Annotated in this window: 27 protein-coding genes; 11 read left to right on the forward strand and 16 right to left on the reverse strand. The window is 55.2% G+C overall.

Annotated elements, in window-relative coordinates; all coding sequences use genetic code 11:
* Nucleotides 1-41: 41 nt before the first annotated feature.
* From ACXPUX_RS11520 to ACXPUX_RS11595, 16 genes are all read right to left on the reverse strand, one after another.
* Nucleotides 42-632 (reverse strand): hypothetical protein, encoded by a 591-nt coding sequence (locus ACXPUX_RS11520; protein ID WP_458828412.1) that lies wholly within the window; start codon nucleotides 630-632, stop codon nucleotides 42-44.
* A 61-nt stretch (nucleotides 633-693) separates the two neighbouring features.
* Nucleotides 694-1,212 carry a phage major tail tube protein gene (locus tag ACXPUX_RS11525; protein WP_015538277.1) on the reverse strand — a complete coding sequence of 173 codons (519 nt, stop codon included), beginning with the start codon at nucleotides 1,210-1,212 and terminating at the stop codon, nucleotides 694-696.
* A 16-nt stretch (nucleotides 1,213-1,228) separates the two neighbouring features.
* Nucleotides 1,229-2,683 (reverse strand): phage tail sheath family protein, encoded by a 1,455-nt coding sequence (locus tag ACXPUX_RS11530; RefSeq protein ID WP_458828413.1) that lies wholly within the window; start codon nucleotides 2,681-2,683, stop codon nucleotides 1,229-1,231.
* 12 nt (nucleotides 2,684-2,695) lie between these two features.
* Nucleotides 2,696-2,953, reverse strand: a complete 258-nt coding sequence (locus ACXPUX_RS11535) for a hypothetical protein (RefSeq protein ID WP_458828414.1) — start codon at nucleotides 2,951-2,953, stop codon at nucleotides 2,696-2,698.
* A complete protein-coding gene (locus ACXPUX_RS11540) occupies nucleotides 2,950-3,459 on the reverse strand; it encodes a hypothetical protein (RefSeq protein ID WP_458828415.1) in 510 nt (169 codons plus the stop codon). The genes ACXPUX_RS11535 and ACXPUX_RS11540 overlap by 4 nt, the downstream gene beginning before the upstream one ends.
* On the reverse strand, nucleotides 3,459-4,181 hold the full coding sequence (locus ACXPUX_RS11545) for a hypothetical protein (protein WP_458828416.1): 723 nt from the start codon (nucleotides 4,179-4,181) through the stop codon (nucleotides 3,459-3,461). Before ACXPUX_RS11545 ends, ACXPUX_RS11540 begins: the two co-directional genes overlap by 1 nt.
* A complete protein-coding gene (locus ACXPUX_RS11550) occupies nucleotides 4,178-4,519 on the reverse strand; it encodes a hypothetical protein (protein WP_458828417.1) in 342 nt (113 codons plus the stop codon). The genes ACXPUX_RS11545 and ACXPUX_RS11550 overlap by 4 nt, the downstream gene beginning before the upstream one ends.
* Before the next feature lie 57 nt (nucleotides 4,520-4,576).
* Nucleotides 4,577-5,638, reverse strand: a complete 1,062-nt coding sequence (locus tag ACXPUX_RS11555) for a major capsid protein (RefSeq protein WP_458828418.1) — start codon at nucleotides 5,636-5,638, stop codon at nucleotides 4,577-4,579.
* A gap of 18 nt (nucleotides 5,639-5,656) precedes the next feature.
* On the reverse strand, nucleotides 5,657-5,998 hold the full coding sequence (locus tag ACXPUX_RS11560; protein WP_458828419.1) for a hypothetical protein: 342 nt from the start codon (nucleotides 5,996-5,998) through the stop codon (nucleotides 5,657-5,659).
* 12 nt (nucleotides 5,999-6,010) lie between these two features.
* Entirely contained in the window at nucleotides 6,011-7,141 is a 1,131-nt protein-coding gene (locus ACXPUX_RS11565) for a head maturation protease, ClpP-related (RefSeq protein WP_458828420.1), read from the reverse strand.
* On the reverse strand, nucleotides 7,101-8,738 hold the full coding sequence (locus tag ACXPUX_RS11570; protein ID WP_458828422.1) for a phage portal protein: 1,638 nt from the start codon (nucleotides 8,736-8,738) through the stop codon (nucleotides 7,101-7,103). The genes ACXPUX_RS11565 and ACXPUX_RS11570 overlap by 41 nt, the downstream gene beginning before the upstream one ends.
* A gap of 11 nt (nucleotides 8,739-8,749) precedes the next feature.
* Complete coding sequence (locus ACXPUX_RS11575; protein WP_458828423.1) at nucleotides 8,750-8,983, reverse strand: DUF6148 family protein; 234 nt, start codon at nucleotides 8,981-8,983, stop codon at nucleotides 8,750-8,752.
* Nucleotides 8,984-10,834: a phage terminase large subunit family protein gene (locus ACXPUX_RS11580; protein ID WP_458828424.1), complete on the reverse strand. Its 1,851-nt coding sequence runs from the start codon at nucleotides 10,832-10,834 to the stop codon at nucleotides 8,984-8,986.
* An 80-nt stretch (nucleotides 10,835-10,914) separates the two neighbouring features.
* Complete coding sequence (locus ACXPUX_RS11585) at nucleotides 10,915-11,412, reverse strand: hypothetical protein (RefSeq protein WP_015538266.1); 498 nt, start codon at nucleotides 11,410-11,412, stop codon at nucleotides 10,915-10,917.
* On the reverse strand, nucleotides 11,393-12,259 hold the full coding sequence (gene terS, locus ACXPUX_RS11590) for a phage terminase small subunit (RefSeq protein WP_458828425.1): 867 nt from the start codon (nucleotides 12,257-12,259) through the stop codon (nucleotides 11,393-11,395). The genes ACXPUX_RS11585 and terS overlap by 20 nt, the downstream gene beginning before the upstream one ends.
* A 741-nt stretch (nucleotides 12,260-13,000) precedes the next feature.
* Entirely contained in the window at nucleotides 13,001-13,348 is a 348-nt protein-coding gene (locus ACXPUX_RS11595; protein WP_458828426.1) for a hypothetical protein, read from the reverse strand.
* Between the two features lie 97 nt (nucleotides 13,349-13,445).
* Here ACXPUX_RS11595 and ACXPUX_RS11600 point away from each other — a divergent pair, with 97 nt between their 5' ends.
* The 11 genes from ACXPUX_RS11600 to ACXPUX_RS11650 all read left to right on the forward strand — a co-directional run bounded on the left by ACXPUX_RS11600 (nucleotide 13,446) and on the right by ACXPUX_RS11650 (nucleotide 18,390).
* Nucleotides 13,446-13,607 carry a hypothetical protein gene (locus ACXPUX_RS11600; protein WP_458828427.1) on the forward strand — a complete coding sequence of 54 codons (162 nt, stop codon included), beginning with the start codon at nucleotides 13,446-13,448 and terminating at the stop codon, nucleotides 13,605-13,607.
* 105 nt (nucleotides 13,608-13,712) lie between these two features.
* On the forward strand, nucleotides 13,713-14,450 hold the full coding sequence (locus tag ACXPUX_RS11605; RefSeq protein ID WP_458828428.1) for a hypothetical protein: 738 nt from the start codon (nucleotides 13,713-13,715) through the stop codon (nucleotides 14,448-14,450).
* 124 nt (nucleotides 14,451-14,574) lie between these two features.
* Nucleotides 14,575-14,940, forward strand: a complete 366-nt coding sequence (locus ACXPUX_RS11610; protein WP_458828429.1) for a hypothetical protein — start codon at nucleotides 14,575-14,577, stop codon at nucleotides 14,938-14,940.
* Between the two features lie 98 nt (nucleotides 14,941-15,038).
* The gene (locus tag ACXPUX_RS11615) at nucleotides 15,039-15,539 is read left to right on the forward strand and encodes a hypothetical protein (protein ID WP_458828430.1); all 501 of its coding nucleotides are present in this window, start codon (nucleotides 15,039-15,041) and stop codon (nucleotides 15,537-15,539) included.
* A 131-nt stretch (nucleotides 15,540-15,670) separates the two neighbouring features.
* Nucleotides 15,671-15,868, forward strand: a complete 198-nt coding sequence (locus ACXPUX_RS11620; RefSeq protein ID WP_458828431.1) for a hypothetical protein — start codon at nucleotides 15,671-15,673, stop codon at nucleotides 15,866-15,868.
* 97 nt (nucleotides 15,869-15,965) lie between these two features.
* Entirely contained in the window at nucleotides 15,966-16,271 is a 306-nt protein-coding gene (locus ACXPUX_RS11625) for a hypothetical protein (RefSeq protein ID WP_458828432.1), read from the forward strand.
* The gene (locus tag ACXPUX_RS11630; protein WP_458828433.1) at nucleotides 16,217-16,876 is read left to right on the forward strand and encodes a hypothetical protein; all 660 of its coding nucleotides are present in this window, start codon (nucleotides 16,217-16,219) and stop codon (nucleotides 16,874-16,876) included. The genes ACXPUX_RS11625 and ACXPUX_RS11630 overlap by 55 nt, the downstream gene beginning before the upstream one ends.
* Nucleotides 16,877-17,037: 161 nt before the next feature.
* Nucleotides 17,038-17,313, forward strand: a complete 276-nt coding sequence (locus ACXPUX_RS11635) for a hypothetical protein (protein WP_458828435.1) — start codon at nucleotides 17,038-17,040, stop codon at nucleotides 17,311-17,313.
* Between the two features lie 76 nt (nucleotides 17,314-17,389).
* Nucleotides 17,390-17,716 (forward strand): hypothetical protein, encoded by a 327-nt coding sequence (locus ACXPUX_RS11640; RefSeq protein ID WP_458828436.1) that lies wholly within the window; start codon nucleotides 17,390-17,392, stop codon nucleotides 17,714-17,716.
* Nucleotides 17,716-18,141, forward strand: a complete 426-nt coding sequence (locus tag ACXPUX_RS11645) for a hypothetical protein (RefSeq protein WP_458828438.1) — start codon at nucleotides 17,716-17,718, stop codon at nucleotides 18,139-18,141. Before ACXPUX_RS11640 ends, ACXPUX_RS11645 begins: the two co-directional genes overlap by 1 nt.
* Before the next feature lie 9 nt (nucleotides 18,142-18,150).
* The gene (locus ACXPUX_RS11650) at nucleotides 18,151-18,390 is read left to right on the forward strand and encodes a hypothetical protein (RefSeq protein ID WP_458828439.1); all 240 of its coding nucleotides are present in this window, start codon (nucleotides 18,151-18,153) and stop codon (nucleotides 18,388-18,390) included.
* The last annotated feature ends 70 nt before the right edge of the window (nucleotides 18,391-18,460 follow it).

Genomic DNA, 18,460 nt, shown 5'->3' on the forward strand with positions numbered 1-18,460 from the left:
TGCTGCAATGGCCAGCTTGCGAAGTTCCTTTGCGCCCGCGTTTACTCGAAAAAACTTGCAGCGTTCACCGCGCCGCGCACCTTCACCGCTTCATGCAGGGGCAGACCCGTGAAGAAGTTCATCGGCTTGCCGGTCGCCCGGGCAGCCAGTGCGCAGGAGTAGGCGAAGAAGTTCTTCATGTCCACGGAGTAGATGCCGGTCTTCAGCACTTCGTTTTCCGCTTTGGAAATGTCAATGCTGGTCAGCTCTTCCACGCCGGACAGATCGATCTTGCTGACGGCTTCGCCATCATAGTTGTAAGGTTTATCCAGGGCAACGATGCCGTTCTTCGCTTCTCCGTCCGCCACAAACGCGGTCTGTACCATAGCGCGAACCTTTGCACTGAGCGCGATCGGCATACCGTTGAAGAACTCCACAGGCTTGCCAGTCGCCCGGGCAGCCACAGCGTCGATAAACGCCTGCGATGCTTCCGGGGCGTACAGAATGATCTTGTCGTCACCGGTGCCGATGATTTCTTTCTGGGCGTCGATTGCATCCTGCATGGTCAGATTTTCCAGACCGGACAGGTCGATACTCTTGTATTCCTCGTTGTCGAAGACGTAGGGCTTTTTCAGTTCGATCATCTTTTCCATTTTGGATTCCCTTTCTTTTCAAAAAATCAGCCACCCCGAACCATTCCGGGGTGGCTGTTCATCAGGTCATAAGGTTAATTGCGGCCAGCATATCGTTTCCGTTCACGCGGTAAACGTCGTTGAGCTTGTCCACAGCGATCAGCTCTTCGGCACCACACTCCATCTTGTAGCGCACAACCTCAATGGTCACGCTTGCTTCCATCTGGCTGCCTGCTTCCAGGGAACCACCCTTGAAGCCTTTGACCATGCCGCCTTCCACAATGCGCAGCTGGCGCATGGCATAGCCACCAGAACGAAGCGCCACCTGCATTGCACCGCGATAGGTGATGTTCACATTCATCCCCTGCTGCAACAGGTATGCAACGTCATTGTCGAAAAGCGCGAACGGGATTTCATGCTCCGTCGATTCCCACTGACCCGGCGTCGGGCTGTCGATCTCGCCGCCAACGCCAGCGCCGGACATGGTGCTGGTCTTCATCTTGAATTCCGGCGTATCAACCTTGCCGGTAATACCCAGCTTGATGCCGTTGGAGTATGCATTGAACTTCGCAACCTTGTCGGGAATATAAAGGCTACTCATGTACTATCCTCCTTCCTCACTTGCTCATCGCGGCGGTGATTGCGTCGATGTCGAACTCCACGATTTCCTCAATATCTTCCGCCGGGAGATACATTGCAACGTGCTTGTGGAAATACATCTTACCGTCCGCCAGCGTTTCGCTGGTGTTCTCGCTGCTCAGAAATTCCATTTCGTACCGTGCGCAGATTTCGGCGGAAATGTAGCTTGCGCCGATGGTGTTCTGCTGGTCGATCACCGCTTCGCGCAGGCGGGGATTCGCCCGCATATCCACGTTGCCAAAGTTCGTGAGGATGAAGTTGTTGTCGTCATAACTCAGGAATCGGCGGGCGGAAATGAAACGATCCTTCGGATCGGCGTTGGACGGATATGCAACCGTATTGTTGCCCCAGAGACGGAATCCGTTGAAATTCAGGAAGGTAACGACACCGTTTCCGTTCACCTCATTTGCCTGATCCAGGTCCAGCAGAATTTCCTCTCCATCCTCGGTGCAGATCGACGTTGCGGCAACTGCAATGTTGGACTGCGGTGGCATGGGAATACCATCGTTCTCCGCATCCTTCCGGGCGATATATGCAGCAGCAAAGGCGCTGGGGCTGTAGATTACCTCGCCCACCTTCGGGCAGCCCCACACGGCTGCGCAGTTTGGAGAGGTAAGAGACTGTTTCGTCTTCTGGGCGCGCACGTCAGAATACTTCGGTGCGCCGGTGGAGGTCGTGTCCATATCCACCCAGCAGAACATACGCCAAATGCCGTTGAGCATCGTGGTCTTCGCCTGCATAATAGCAGCCACGGTCGGGTCCTTGCTGAACCAGGGCGCCAGCAGATTGCCCGGCACCATGCCCAGCTTCGGGAAAATCTGGCGCAGGACTTCCATGCCAGTTTCCTTGCCTGCCGCATTCACGCCACCAATGATGTCTGCGCCCGTCACCTTTTCCGGGGCAATGCGCTTACCGGAAACCGTGACCTGCGATTTGCCGGAACCCTTGCCGGAAGGCAGGATCACCAGTGTAACCGTGCCATCATCGTTGAATGCTGCGGTGTAGTCGGTGCCGCTTTTCAGCGCCACATCATCAGCCTTGACCACCAGCTCATCCAGCAGCAGGCCGATGGTATCAAGCTGAACGGAACCACTGTTCACCTGAAAAGAGCGCTCCACAACATCAGCGGTGTGCTCCGTTTTTGTGGGGTCCAGAACGTTGATTACGATCACAGGGGACACATTCACGATCTGGAAGGATGCAGACAGAGCGCCGCAGATCGTGTAGCTTTTGAAGTCACTGCTGTAGCCAACAAGGCTTTTAGCTTCTGCCATCGTGTGGCACAGCAGCGGCACGTTGGATGCATTGTAAGGATCATCCGCCAAATTGACCGGAGCCACACCCACAACCACCTGAACGCCAGCATCGCTTTCCAGCGGTGCCTTTACGCTGGATGGGACTTCGCTTACATATACGCCATGACGATATGCCATTGTTCTTCCTCCTTACAGCTCTGCTCTGAGCTGTTCAAAAATGATCCGCTCTGCCGTTTTGGGCTTGCCCGGCAATGCAGGCTGTTCCATGTTGGCACGGGTCTGTGCTACCTTGTCGTAAGGTACGATAAGGCCTTCCGCCATCGGGTGCTGCTCAACAAACTTTTTCATCTGCTCCGGCAGCTCACCGGTAAAGCATGTGTACTGCCGTGCCACGCCACGGACGGATGGGCCGCAGTACACGCGGGTTCTCGTTTCTTTCTTGGTCATACCATTTCCTCTATTTCTGGATCAGTCGCCGGATCAGCATTCGCGACAGTGCAGGTCATTTGCACAGCACCGAAGTAATACGGGTGATAGTCGTCTTCCGACATTTTCCCCTTGATGTTTCCTTTCACGGTACATGCCCTGCCGAACCTCGGGACCGCCCGGAAACCTTTCATGATGTCCGTTACGATGTTCAGAACATCGCGGTATCCCTGCCGTTTCAATCCCATGTCATATGCACAAATATACAGCGTCACGTTAACTTCCATCGGCTTATCGCCTTCCGGCGAATCCATATCACCAATTTCCGTGATGATGTAGGGCGCAAATGCTGCTGGGGTATCAACAGCTTCATCCCGTTCCGTATCAATCGGCAGATTCTGTTCAAAGAATTTCAGCTCCTTATCTCCGCCGGGGCCACAATACGTTTTCCCTGCAAAGCGTTCCTTCAACTCTTTGTTCAATGCAATCTGCATCATGTATGGGGTCATTGCAAGCATCTCAGCCATTACCGTTTTCCCTTCCTCGCTGCTTCTCTGGCAAGCGTTTTCTGGATGGATGCTTCAAGTTTTCTCTCAAGCGTTTCCTGCACGTCCGGCTCAACCTGTTCCCAGATCACATGGTGCATTGCTGCCGCCGAAGGGCTTCCCATTGTTTGCAGTTTTTCCACGTTGCCATCTTTGTTCCGCCAGCGCGGTACGCCAGACTTTTTTGTGACGGTGTTATGGCCGCTGGAGCCAATGACACGCTGAACCATGCCAACGTGTCCGCTTGCGAACTCTACCAAAAATCCTTTGCTCAGATTTCCTTGACCGGGCAGCGGTTTCATTCCGCTGTTTTTCAGAACCTTTGCCTTGAAAAGATCAGGCGCATTCGCAACATCCTGTCCGATGTAAGGTCTTGACGGGACGGTTTTGAAATATCCCAGATCATTTTTCATGGCATCTTTCTGGCCCGGTCCGCCGATATGCAGTTCCGCGCCCAAGTCTGACACCTTCGCTCTTTTTCTGATTTTCAAATCATTCAAATGACGTCGGCCAGCGCCGTTGACGGCGTACCGCTTCTTCGCTTCCCGGATCATGACCTTGCGGGCATCCTTCGCCGTTTCGTTCACCGCATTGCGGATCACAAGCGGCGCTTTCTTCCCACAATTCCCCAGCGCTCTTGCTACATCCTTCTCGCCGATCAGTTCAATTGAAAGGTCACTTGCGTTGTATCGCGTATAGCTCATTGCCGTTTCCGATCTATGGTTATCACATACATACCCTGCTGTTCATCAAAGTCCTTGATGAACAAGTCCATCCCGTCAACCTGTATCGGGTTTCCGATTTTTGGTTTCTTGCCAAAGTCCTGTACCTTGACGTACAGCTTTTTGCTTGTAGAGTAGATGGATGTTCCGTAGCTTTGACGCACGCCGCCTTCCCAATGTCCGCTGGATTCTTTCAGCGTGTCATTTGAGATTACAGCCTTCATCTTCTGTCCGTTGATGGTATGTTCATCTGCGAAAATATCATCATCCAGAAATACGGCATCAATATCCACTTCCAGCAGTTTCTTGAAGTCGGACATTTTCTTTCCTCAAAAAAGCCATTCCCCGCCGTTCAGCGCGGCGGGGAATTTTCGCTTTTAGTCTGCGGCGCAGACCTCAACAACCATCCAGCTGTCCACCTTATCAGGGATGGGCAGCGGGTGTGCCTGAACTTCCATCATGCGGCGGTCAGGGTGATGCTCAACATAGGAGCGCAGCAGGCGGTCGGTCTGAGCGCTGACCCACTGTTTGGATGCATCGTCCAGGTAAGTACACAGACCATAGCCCATCAGGAAATTGGGCGCATGGTTAATGAGGATGATCTTGTTGTGGTTCACCAGAGGCTTCGTGGCCGGGTGTTCCGGGTCAGTCCAGTCGTCCAGATAATACTCATTGTAGCAGTAGATATCCAGGGACGGGTCGTTCAGGTGGCCGTAGTAGGTCAGGCCATTGGGCAGCTCCTTCACGTTGATAACGCCGAAGCCGTAGTTCTTGGTGTCCAGACGGCTACGGATGTCCAGATCATCCAGGAACAGGTCCAGAGCCTTGCTGCCCATGATGCACATATCCACGTTGGAGAAACCGTTCTTGGAAACCTCGCGTTTCCACTCACGCAGGTTCTTCACGATCTCCGCCTTGTCAGCGCCCCACATCGCGGTACCGGTCAGCTTCTTCGTGTTGGTAAAGCCGAAGTCGATGATCTCGTTCACGCCTTCGCCGACAATGGGAATCTGGCCGGTCATGATGGCCTGTGCGCACATCCACTCTTCACGGCGTACAACTGCGTCATTCAGGCGGTTGTACTCTTCGATCTGCTTCTGCGCGGCGCGCTGGGCAGGGGTCATTCCGCTGTACAACTCCTCACCGGGCAGGCGGCTCATAAGCTGGTCTGCCGTTGTGATGTCGTAGGGGTTAATCATCGGCGGCTTGTAGCTCAGGGTTTCATATCCGTTGGCGGACAGAACCTTGCCGCCCTTGCGGGGGTGCACGAAGGCAGCCATGCGACGATCGCCCTTCACCAGGTCAAAGTCGATTCGATCTGTCGGAGAAGTCTTCTTGTTGGTAAAGAAGCTGTCGCGCATAAAAGTGTGGATCGGAGGTGCCAGTCTCACAACCTCTGCCAGATAGCGCGGATCATAAATGCTTACCGTATTAGGCATATTCTCTTCCTCCTTCCTTTACTTCAGGAAAATGCCGATGTTGCGGAATGCCACTTCCAGAGAAGCGGCGGTGACGCCAGTTTCCAGCGCCAGGCGGTCAGCAAAGAACTCACCCGTCAGATAGATCACAGCTTCTTCGTCAGCCTTGAAGTCCTCGGTGGCAATACCGTACAGGGCGGACACACCGTCGCTCTTGCCGACGGGCGACACCTTGCCAGTGCTGCTTTCCAGCTTGACCGGTGCGCCCACTTTCAGATCAGCGCCAGCCTTCTTCACCGCCGTGGTAACGCGGATGTCGGTGCCCGCCAGCAGGTATTCCGGCGAGTAGGAAAACTTTTTGACCTCCAAATCCATGCTCATGGTTCTTCCTCCTTACTGCTTCTTGCTGACCGCACGCAGGGCATCCAGGTAGATGTCTGTCTGCTGGTTGCCGGGGTCAACGCTGTTCACGCTGTTTGCGCCACCGATCTGTGCGTCGTCATGCAGGCCTTTGGTCTTGTCCTCTGCCTGCTTGCGGGCAAACTTGGCAACTTCCTTGGCGTACTGGGTGGCATCCATGGGATGCTCACCGTACAGGGCATCCTGCATGATCTTTTCCATGCCAGGCATGGTCATGTCCTGAATGTCCTTGATGCGGGCACGCTCACGGTTGATGGCATCCACGGCGGCGTCCTTCTTGATCTCGTTGACCATATCCGGGTACGCCTTCACCAGGTCGTTCTTGTTTTCGATAGCCATTGTTTTTTCCTCCTGTGTTCCGGTCTTTCCCGGATTATTTGCGGAATTAGAAAAGCCGCCGGGCTGTTTGCCCATGCGGCTTTTTACGAAATCAGGGGCCTTATCAAACGGCAGTCCCATCCCGATGCTGTTTACGAACAGCACACCGTTTCTGTTTTCGACAACTGCATCCGATTCTTCATTGTCTACTTCGTCGATGAAACCGTTCTCCTTGGCTTCGGCGGCTGTCCACCAGTTCGTTTCATCCATCCACTTGCCGCACTGGTCCGTGCTCTTGCCGGTCTTCTTGGCGTACAGTGCAACGATGTTTTCGCGGATGGTGTCCAGCGCTTTCAGGCAGTCGCGCATATCTTCTGCTGTCAGGTAGTCGCAGACGCCCATGCTGGCAGGATGGATCATGTAGCAGCTATCCGCTGCCGCAATTACCTTGTCTGCATGGCAGGCAATGATCGTGGCCGCGCTGGCGCACAGGCCGTCGATGTGAACCGTCACCGTCGCGCTCGACCGTTCCAGCTGGTTTCCGATGGCCTGCGCAGCGAACACGTCGCCGCCACCGCTGTTGATGTACACCGTTATTTCCTGCACATCGCCCAGCGCGGCAAGATCGTCCGCAAACTGCTTCGGCGTAACTTCATCGCCCCACCAGCTACTTTCGGAAATATTGCCGTAAAGCAGAAGTTCCGCTTTCTGACCGTCTGCCAGATTGCGGAACTTCCAGAAACAGTTATTCGTTTTGGGTGTCTGCGGGTTTCCCGCCTGATTCACTATTCGGTTCGTTCCCTTTCGGGACGTCTCCCTTATTCGCAATGTCGTCCACCTCCTTTTTCATTCTTGCTTCAATGACACGCTGGCGGATATTCGCTGCATAGCTGCCGCCGTTCATCGTTGCAGTTTCCTGATCCGCTGTTGAGAAGCCCGCTGCAACGCGCTTCACAGCGGCGTCCACTTCCTGCACCGGGTTCAGATTGGTTCGCGCCGGTCCGTTCCAAGTGCAGGACGTATACGCTTTTCGGATTGCCGGATCATCAAAGAAACCCGGTGCTTTTACTCGTCCGGTCGCAACAGCTTCCGTTAGCCATTCTTCATAGATTGGCTGGCAGAAGTCGTCCACAAACCAGCTTCTTTGCATATCGCAGGTGCGCCAAAATTCGTTCAGTGCACCACGCGCCGCGCTGTAACTTGTCGTGAACTGCTTCATCAGCACTTCACTGGGGATTTCCATCGCCGCCGCAATTTGCTTGATGATAGCGGCAGAGAATGCATCAAAGCCCGTGTTCGGGTGCTTCGGGTCTGCAAACTCCACCTTCTCGCCTTGGTTCAGGTCGATGATTGCACCAGACCCCAGCTCAATTGTGCCACGGTCTGCCGCATCGATCTGCTGGTTCGGCGGGATCACCTCGCCCAGTGGACGGCCAATGGACGGGTTGTCTTTTGTGATGAACACCGTAAACATCGCCGAAATGACTGCTGCTGTAATTTCAGCGTCCGTGTACCTGCCCAGTTGTTTCAGGGCTTCCAGCACCGGTGCAAGCAGTGGCACGCCGCGCCGCTGCCCGGAACGCTCTCGGTTCATGATGTGCAGGATGTTTCTGCGCCCGGTGGTTTCACCGTAGGCTTCCACGCGCTGCCATTTCATCGGTTCTGGCAGAGCGTACAAACTCGCCAATGGGTGCTGGTTGCAAATCCAGTAAGCGACAACCATTCCGTTGCCGTCCGTTTCCACACCCTGCACAATGCTTTGCACGGCCACATTATCCACTACGCACGGTGCCAGTCTGTCGTCCTGATCCGGGCTGCACACCCGGTCAGCTTCGATCAGCTGCACACGCAGGTCATACGGCTGTCCAACACTGTGCCGCATCGGCAGCACAGCAAAAGCATCACCGTTCATCATGTAGGCAAGGAAGGCCAGCTGTTGCAGCTTGTAGAAATTATCCACCCGGTCAGCATCGCAAAGCGGGCTGTCTGCCCACAGTGAAAATTCCCGGACGATCTGCGTTTGCAGGTCATTCGCCTGCTCCGGTGTCATGTTCAGAAAGTCCGCGTCAATCTGCGGTGATGGTGTCAGGCCGCTTGCAACAACATTCGTGCGCATCGTTTTCAGTGCGCCGGTTGCGATTGGCACACCCATGTAAGCGTCGCGGCTTCTTTCGCGCAGCGTTTTGAGGTTATCTTCGATATCCTCTTTCGCACTTCCTCCAGCAAACAGCCAGCCGCGCATGGATTTCTTGGTCGTACTCGCGCCGTAGTTCCCATAGCCGGAGTTGATGAAGCGCAGGCTTTCCCGCGCCGCCGCCCGGCGTAAGGCGCGTTCCGGGGCAACAGCGGCAATCGCACGATCCATGAGATTCATTTTTCCCATGCTGCCCTCCGTCAAATATCACGCGGCACAAACCGGTACATCTTGTTTCTTCCTGCTGTTGCCGCCGCTTCCAGTTCTTTCACTTTGTTGTTCCAGTATTCGATCTCGCCACGGACCGTGTAAAGGTCGGCACGGGTCAGGCGGCGGTCGCCGATGGAGTAACCCTGTCCACTGGCAATCTTTTCTTCCGCTTCCATCCAGGTTTGAAGTTTCGCTTCTGCCTGTTCCAGCGTGATTCCTGCCATTTATCCAATACCTCCCGATACAATTCTTCGTCCTGCCGGATGCTGAACCACCGGCATTTCCGTTTCCGCGTCCGGGTTTTCCAGCACCGGGTTTGCAATTTCCAGTGCGGCCAGCGCGTAGTCTCGGCAGTCCAATGGCTCGTTGCGGTGGTAGTTCGGGTCTTTCAACTCCCACGCCGTCGTGGGTCTGCCCTTCTTCCAGCGCACAACCTGCTTTTCTGCTGTTAAACCCTTGAAGTAGGTTTCGTCATATCCCGCTGCTTCATCCAATGGGAAGTGACAATAGTTCGGAACCGGTGTCTGAACGTTCAAACGTTGGTATACCATGGTCTTGCCGTTATCAACGCCGATGGTGTACAGCGGTACGCCCACACGGTTGCCGGTTGACGGCTTCGACACGAACACCGTTTCCACGCCGCCGCGTCCCTTGATAGCGTATAGGTGACGCTGCCAGCGTTCCAGACAGAAGCGGTAAACCGCATCCGTATGGTGTCCGCCGGTGTCCATTGCCGCCGCAAGAATATTCATCACCGCTCCATCTTCTCTGCGCCATCGTTTTTGTAGGAAATTATCAAGGTCTTCCCAAATCTGAGGTTTAAGTGGGTCGCCGTATATCTTCTGATATCGGATGCCCCAGCTTTCCTTGCCAACTCCCCAGCCCACAAGTTCCAGCTCGAAGCGATCATCCTGAACGTCGATGCCGCAGGTCAGCACCAGCACGCCAGCCGGTACAGTCGCCGGGTACATTTCGCGGCGGCTGTACAGTGCCATATCGTCCGCACTCTCGCCGCGTTCTTCCCACGTTTCCCCCAACTTGGTGTTGACCCATGCCTTCATCAACTCGGGGTTGCCATGGTCGAGTGCTTCTTTTGCGGAAAGAAATTCCGTAACGATGCCGGACCATGCACAGAACGACGATGCAAGGACATTCAGGTGAAAGCCGCGCACCTCCCGTTCCGGGTGTAGTGCAACGTACCTTCCCTTCCTGCCCTGTGCTTTCCAGCGATATTCACCAGCAATGCAGCCGCAGTATTCGCACCGGTACTGCACGCCACCGTGCGGCCAGTTCTCCCGATCAAAAACCACATTTGCCCAGACCAGCGGTTGATACTCGCCACATTCCGGGCACGGCACCGTCCACTCTTCCATCGTGCTTTCCAGCCAGGCTTTTTCAATCCTGCTGGTGCCCTTGATGGTTGGCGTGGAGACAAGCACCGTTTTCTTGTCCCAGTATGTTGTCTGGCGGGTTCTTGCCAGTGTCAGCGGGTCACCCTCGGTGCCAGCCGATGCCGGATATCGGTCCACCTCGTCTGCCAGAACAAACTTGATCGGTCGGGATGCAAGCCCCGCCGGGCTGTTTGCTCCAACGATGGTGACGTGTCCACCCGGAAATGCTTTCTGCATAATCGTATTCCCGGAGAAGCGGCTCTTGGCATCGACCTTTTTTCGCAGTTCTGGTGTGTCGCGGATCATGGGTGCCAGACGGTCTTTGGAAAATGTTTGTCCCATTTCTACCGTTGGCTGCATTACCAGCGTCGGTGCCGGAGTGTAGTCAATCGCATATCCCAGCGTGTTCAGGATGATTTCCGTCTTCCCGATCTGGGATGATGTCTTGACCACCACCATGCGGATATGTGGATCACCAATGGCATCCATCACGGCGCGCTGATACGGCGCATTGTCCGTGTGCCACCGCCCCGTTCCTGCGCTAGCTTCTGGGGACATTCTCCTGTATTTATCCGCCCACTCGCTGACCGTCAGCTTCGGCGGCGGTTTCAGTTTCAGCAGCACCCGGGCAAACAGTTCCTTCACTTCCGGGGCTACCTCTACAGTCTTCCTTTTCTTTGTCATGGTTCACGCACCTTGGCAGCGGGCAATACACCTGCTGCTCATTCAGTTCGTACCCCCATTCACAGCCAGCGCACGGGTTTTTATCCCGTGTCTTTTTCTTCCGCTTCTTCATTTGCCCCGTCCTCCGGTTCTGCCAATGCTTCTTCGGCGTGGCTCAGAGTTTCCAGAGCTTCTTCCAGCTCCGCTTGGATCAGGTCTTGCACCTGCTGTTCGTCGCCTTCCAGCGCCACAACTGCGGGTGCCAGTTTTTGCGGCAGCGCCAGAATGCGGGAACGAAAGTTCATCATCATAGCGGAGTATGCTTTTTCCACATCGCCCACTTCCAGAAGTTCAGCCTTCCTTACCCGGTTTTCCGTTTCTGCCGCAATTCTTTTTTCTTTGGTCAGCTTGGCTCTTTCATCGTTCAGGTCAGCTTTGCTCCCTGCGCCAATGTACTTGATGTAGCGTGTCATGGTGTCCACCAGGTCATACAGCCCCGGTCTTTTTTCCCTGATCACGCCTTCATCCCTCAACTGCCGCACACGGCGTTCCGTGAGGTTCAGGTGTTGCGCCACAACCTTACTTGTGTAAAGGGTCATTGTCTGCATCCTCTTCCGTTTCATCCGGCACATCGAACGCGCCAATTGCGCGGGCCTTTGCAAATTCTATCCGCTCACGTTCCAGCTTCATGCGGACTTCGGTTTCTTCTGCCTGCTGTAGCTTTCCGATGATCGTTGCGATTCTGCCCTCCACCTTGTTCAAGGCTTCCTGCAAATGCATCTTTCTGGTGAATGCGCTCTCCTTCGAGTACATACCCATGTTCTGGTTTGCACCGTCTTGTTTCGCGCCGTTTACCTTTCCCGGCACTCGCATATCAAGCAGCGTGCTGATGTACAGTTCATCTTGATCCGCGTTTTCCAGCGCGGTGATTTGGCTGAGAATTCTTTTTTCCTGAACTTTCAGAATGCCCAGTTCTTCCCGAAGGGCTTTAACAGCGGTCTTCGGCGTTTTGTCCATGATGAACTTTTCATCATCCGTCAGCTGATCGAAGAACACCGCTGCATAGCCGCCGTGTTTCTGTGCGTTCTTATTTCTGGGCGGGGCACCGCCGCCTGGGTTCCCCTCTGCGTTCTGGTTCCCAGGCTGGCCTCCACGTTTCTTTTTTGGCGGCACTTCCAGTTCGTCCCACTTTTCCTTGGACTTCCACCGGCGCACCGTGTCATAGTTCACGCCGATATCTTCTGCCAACGCCGCAAGATTCACCGCGCCGTCTTCTCGCATACGGCGTAGGTATTCTTCGCGGGCGGCATCTTTCTTGTCGCTCCGCCTGGGCATTGTGCATCCTCCAATAAAAAATGCCCCACCGGGCGCACCCGGCAGAGCATTATATTTTGCGGGTCGCTTACGAATTGTAAGCAGCTCTGTATAACAAAATCCCCACGGCATCGCTGCCGCCGGGCTTTGTCAAAAATCCACTGTACCAATTATAGCAGAAAATCAGTATCATAGAGTATCATCTTTTGCCTTCCCGCCTTTTTTGACCCCCGGGGAACTTTTTTCCGGGGGTCTGCCGGAAATGGAAAATTTGCATTAAAATCTAGCGAACTTTTGCGCTGTTGGACCCGCTAATTAGCGCGGGCGCGCGCGCAGTACCTCGCGCCCGCGCGTGGCGGCCTCGTCGGGCGGTCGGCTGGCGGGCTGGTCAGGGCGGTCGGCTGGTGGCGGCGCTGGCCGCTGTGCTGTGTGCCAGGGCAGGAGAGCAGGCAGGGCGGGCGGGTACCTTCTGCCGGTGTGGATCAGGGCGGCGTGGTCTGCTGTGCTATGGATCAGGCAGGCGGACGGCGTGATCCGGTGCAGTCTGTGCAGCAGATCAGCAGCCAGCGCGGCGGATCAGGGCGGCGTGCTGGTGCCCGATGTGCTACGGATCAGGCAGGGCGGCGGGCGTGGATCGGAAAAAAAGAAGCAGGCAGGGCGCGCCGTGTGTGGCGTGTTCCTGCCTGCTGTGCTGTGTGCTGCTGCGATCTTCCCGCCCCGGCACCGCTCCACGGAATGCCGCCGGGGTGCTTTTCACGCTTTCCCGGGGCGGTACTTTGTGCCGCGCCAGAGGGGTCAGATTCTCCACTTTACCGGGTAGTGCTTTATGTGTAGGGCTAGAACTTAGTGAGCTATAGCCTCCCCAGTAACCCCCTATAGTCCCCCTTCTTCCCCAGATTCCGCCGGTGCGAATCCATCGCGGGCCATTCTTTCGGCGCAAGCCTGCAAAATATAGGCCTGTACGCTTTGCCCAGCGGCAGCAGCTGCGGCGCGGATTTCTCCGCCGCGATCTTTTGTCGGGCGAATCTGGATTGAATCGCATTTTGCAATATATCGGCTATTTGTGATTTTCTTTTTCTCTGAAATTGGCATTATATCATCCCTTTCGCGCGCGTTTATTATATTATAGCAAATCGGCCTGCATTCCGCCATGCAAAAATGCACAAGCATTCCGTCATGTTTTTGTGCAAAAAGTAGATTGCATTCCGTCATGCTTGACAATTGCATTCCGTCATGCTAAGATAATTCCACAGCAAGCGCCACGTCAGACAGCCGAACGCAAGCCTAACAAAACCAACGATTGCAGGAGGATTTTACAATGCGTTACCAGATCGTTTATTGCAAGCATGGTTTCCCGCTCACCACATGGGCCAACACCGCCGACCGGGCTCGCCAGTTGGCCGACCAACTCCGCCGCGCCGGTTATTCCGTGGACGTGTGGCAGCACACCGCCAACGGATCGCGGAAAACCGACCTTTGATCCCAGCCGGACACCTTGACGGGCCGCACCGTAAAGCGACCCGGTCCCAACACCCGGCACCCCGCCGGGGAATGATGAGAGCAAAATAACAGGAGGTTTTACACCATGAAAAATAATGATCTTATTGCAGCCGCCGTGTGTGCCCAGTACACCCCCGAACAGCTGCACAAGCTGGCCGTTCACTACTACACCGCCGCCGAAATCGCCGACGCTGCCGCGAAGATCATCGTGGAGCCGGGCGAGGACGGCACCGCACCCGATCCGGTGGAGATTGCAGAAGGCGACTTGTGTGCCGCTCTTTTCCACACCTTCGACGGCTGGAAGCGCGGCGGCTTGAGCGTTAAGCGCGGCGAAAAGGCTGCGATCCGCTGCAAGCTCTGGAAATACAAGGACAGCCCCAAGCCCGAAGACCTGCCCGCCGATGCTGATCCGCTGACCCGGGCGTCCGCTGAGCATGGCGGCGGCGACTACTACATGACAACGGCTTATCTGTTCGGCCGCTGGCAGGTCGAGAAGCGCGACCCGAAGAAGCCCGCAGAAAAGCGCTTTAAGTCCCTTGACGATATCCGGTCTTATAACAAAATGCTTGCAGACCAGCGCAAAGCCGCAAAGGCAGCCGCCGCCCAGCAGGACAAGCCCCAGCAGACCATCACCCCCAGCGCCGCCGATCTGAGCAAGGCAGCAGACAAGGCAAAGCGGGAATTTATGGCCGTTTCCGAAGACGACCGCCCCGCCCAGGCTGCCGCGCTGGCAAAGTGGCGCGAATCCCGCAAAGCCTGCGAAGATGCAAAGCAAGCCTTGCCCGCACCCGCTGCCGCCTGCGAACAAATTTCGATGTTCTGAACCCCGGGACACCCCAGCAGGGCCGCACCCGATTCAAAGCGGCCCAGCCCCAGCCGAAAGGCCATAATGAAAGCCCTAACCCCCTACCGGGGCGGGCGATAACAGAATAACAGGAGGTTTTACCATGAGAAGCCCGAAAGAAATTGCCGCAGACATCCGCAGCGCGGACCGGTGGAACCCGGAACTTTGCGCGGAGCTGTGCGAAGCTGCCGACATGATCGACGAATGGAACGCCGCCGACGGCGAAAACTTTGAATCCGTCGTTTACTCCGCCGCCAAGAAGCTGCACGTCAGCATTGACAATAGCCCCGTTCTTTTTATCAACGACCAGCCCGCCGGGCCGGTTTTATCCTACGAACATAACGAAGCCTTTACCGGGTGGAACTTCTGGCTTGAAAGCGGTTCGTGCATCTTCATCCCGTTCACGAACATCAAAAATTTCCGTTCCGGTCCTATCCTGGACGTTACAACGTTCACCGGCACAATCTGACCCGCAAGGCCGACGGCATACCGCCGCCGCTGGTGCAAGCTCAGCCGCCCCTCCGGGGCGGGCGCTCATGGGTTATAACCCACGAAAGGAGTTTTTCTATGTCTTGCATTCATCTTTCCACTCAACACACCGCCGCCGTTGCTCACGGTCTGGCGTTCATCCTCAACGGGGCCGGTGGTATGGATCAGCTTTCATGCTTCGCGATCACCTCTCAGGTCTGCCGGTCGTTCAAGTCCTGTATGTACCCGCACGATTCCCTGTTTGATGACCGCAAAATCTATGCCGTTCTTTACAAGCTGAACGAAACCGCTTATCAAGACCGCTACCAAGTCCCGTCCGACGAACTCGACGGCGTTCCCGCAATGCCGCAGAACTTCCCGCATCTGCTTCACCTTCTCCCCTGGGACAGCAAGCACTTCACTATTGACCGCGATTTTTACGCATTCACCAAGCTTCTGGACAGTTTCATTTACCAGTGTAGCGAAGACGTGAACCGGGACAGCGAAGTTTTAGCAGCACTTTCCGCTATTTCCCGCGCCTTGTATGCCTTCATCGTTCACAACTCCGCCGACTATGCCGCCGCCGAATGGATCATCTGACACCGCGCCGGACACCTCAGCAGGGCCGCACCGTAAAGCGAACCCGCCCCAGCCCGCAAGGGCCACACGAAAACCGCAAGCCCTACCAGGGCGAGCTGAACGCTTTGAAAATCAAATATCGGAGGTCACGCATGGAATATAAAATCACACCATCCAGCCGCGGCGGTTTCACGGTTCGTGCCGGATACACCCACAAGGGCGGCGAGTTAAACCCGACCGGCGGCCCCGGCGTAACAATGCCCGCTTTCATCGTTTACGAAAGCTGCCACTGCGACACCCGCCGGGAAGCATCCGCCGCAGTTGAACGCATGAAAAAGAAACACCCTTGACCCGGACACCTTGACAGGGCGCACCGATCAAAGCGCCCTGATCCCATCCGGCACCCCGCCGGACACTTTGAAAACTGAATATTTGGAGGTCTATACAATGGCTATCATCAACGAAGAGAACGCCCGCATTGCAAAACAGCTGTCTTCTTTCTCTGACTATGTAGAGGGCAGCGCAACGGCCAGCTACAACGCCCAGTGCGCCGAAGCCGCCGCGATCCTTGATCAGGTCAAGCCCAAGTGCGCCACCGCAGATCAGAGGGATCGGGCCGAATGGCTGTACAATCGCTATTGCGCCGTTCTGGCCGAAGCGATCAACCGTGAAAACGAGATCGGGGCCGCTGCCCGTCTGTGCTCATCTGCGGCCCCGCAAACTTTCCTGTTCGCAAGAAAGAGAAGCAGGTAGCAGCGTGGGACGCGAACCGCGAGAACTTCCGCAAGGCTGACCACTATTTGCAGATGCTCAAGCGGGCGCACACGCTGTCTGTCAAGTCCGACGATCCCGAAGCGCTGGACTATCTCCGCGCAAAACTCGACCAGCTCCAAACCGCGCACCAGACCATGAAAGACGCGAACGCCTACTATCGCAAGCACAAAACGCTTGACGGCTGCCCCGGCGTTACCGCCAAGGAACGTGCATGGCTTGAAAATGACCACGTTTTCAACGGCGGTTCTCCGCTGGCTCTCTACGGTTGCCCTTATCCCGCCTATGCACTGCAAAACAGCAACGCCAGCATCAAGCGGGCAAAGGACCGTATCGCAAAGCTGGAAGCAGCCAAGGCCGCACAGCCCGTGGAAGATGAACACGACGGCTACACCTACCGAGAGAACGCCGAAGCAATGCGTGTTCAATTCCAGTTCGACGGCAAGCCGGACGACGAAACCAGGGCACTTCTCAAGCGCAACGGGTTCAGGTGGGCACCGTCTCTGGGTGTCTGGCAGCGCCAGCTTAACGACAATGGCAAGTATGCCGCCCACCGCGTCATGGAGGTTCTGGACGGTCAGCAGTAAAACGGACACTCTTACGGGGTTGCACCGTAAAGCAGCCCCATCCCAGCCCGCAAGGGCAGCACCCGACGCCGGCCCCGGTATCTATATACCCAGATCGGCAAATCTAAAAACTCGAATCCCTACCGGGACGAGCAAATGCACATCACTTTGGAGGTATTTACATGAAACTCAAGGAAACCCGCATTCTTGACGCTGAGGGCGCACGTTACGCCTGCATCGCCAATGACTACTGCACCCGCTGCGACTGTGAAGAATATGACCGCATCCTGACCGACGCAGACACGTCCAGCCGCAAACCGGGCGGCATCACGGTTGACGATCTGACCCGCATCGCCGAAGCGATTAAGGCCGTCAGCGAAACGGACGACGACGTGCCCGCCATTGCTTTTGCGCTTTCCCGGCGCACTATGTCCCATTTTGAACAAGTAAACGAATAATCTTCTTGCATTTCAATCCGCGTTGCGTTATTATTATCTCACAAGCGCGTGGATTGAAATATTTGAAAGGATTTCTATGGACGCAACATTTACAGCCGTTCTTCGGCTATCTGAACAAGGGTATTCTTTGAAAAGCATTGCCCGCTCCGTTGGTATCAGTGAACAGAAAGTACGAAAAATACTTGTCACGCTTTGCGGCTACGACAGCGAACGGTTCCAGCAAATTTCCAAGCTTTACAAGGATGGAAAGACGCAGGATGAAATTTGCGACCTGCTCAAGCTGAGCAAGTCCGCAGTCAACAGCTACATTCCGTACACCTCTGGTATGCGCAATGCCGAACATCCCACGATTAACGCGCTCCGCATTCGCAAATGCAGAGCAAAGAAGAAGGAGAAGAATTAATGAAAATTACAATTCACGCTGATCCGCCGTACAGAAAGAATGATTTTGTTGTCGATTTCGACCGCAAAATGGATAACTACGTTCCTGGCGATCTCATCTGCTATACCTGTCCATTCTTCGGCATTCCATTGCTTCTTGAAATCGCTATCCACCCGGGCGGCGGAATTGGTTTCCGTTCTTGGACTTGGAGCGAAAAGCGCGGTAATGCTTACCTTCACACTGACGAAACCGCCGACAAGGACATCTATTTTCGCTTTCACCCGACCGATCAACAGATTGATACCGTCAACGGTCTTTTCTCCGGTCGCATTCTGTTCGATGGTCTGAAACTTGCGCCCGGTGCCACCTTGCAAGCCATTTGCCCCATCAACATTGAGCGTGAAGAACAGCTCACTAACAAAAAAATTTATCTTAACCGCGTTTGAGGTGTTCGCATGGAAAACGCTGAAATCTTCGCCCCTTGGCGGCTTGTTGCCAGCTTTGCAGACGGCAGCCGTTTGTTATTCGACGGTTTGACCGAACAGCAGGCAAAAGCAGCAATGGAGAGTGCCCAGCACGAGCACGGCTGTATTTCGTGGTGGGATCATGTGACAGACCTGAATTATGAGGACGGACGTTATTATCGCACCACGCCAGATCCGCCCACGATCCACTTCTTGAAAATTGACGAATAAAGAAATACCCGGTAGGCCATACAGCCCGCCGGGTATTTCTTTTCTCATTTTTCATTGTTTCGGGTATTCG

Source organism: Faecalibacterium sp. PGM34 (assembly GCF_054456555.1).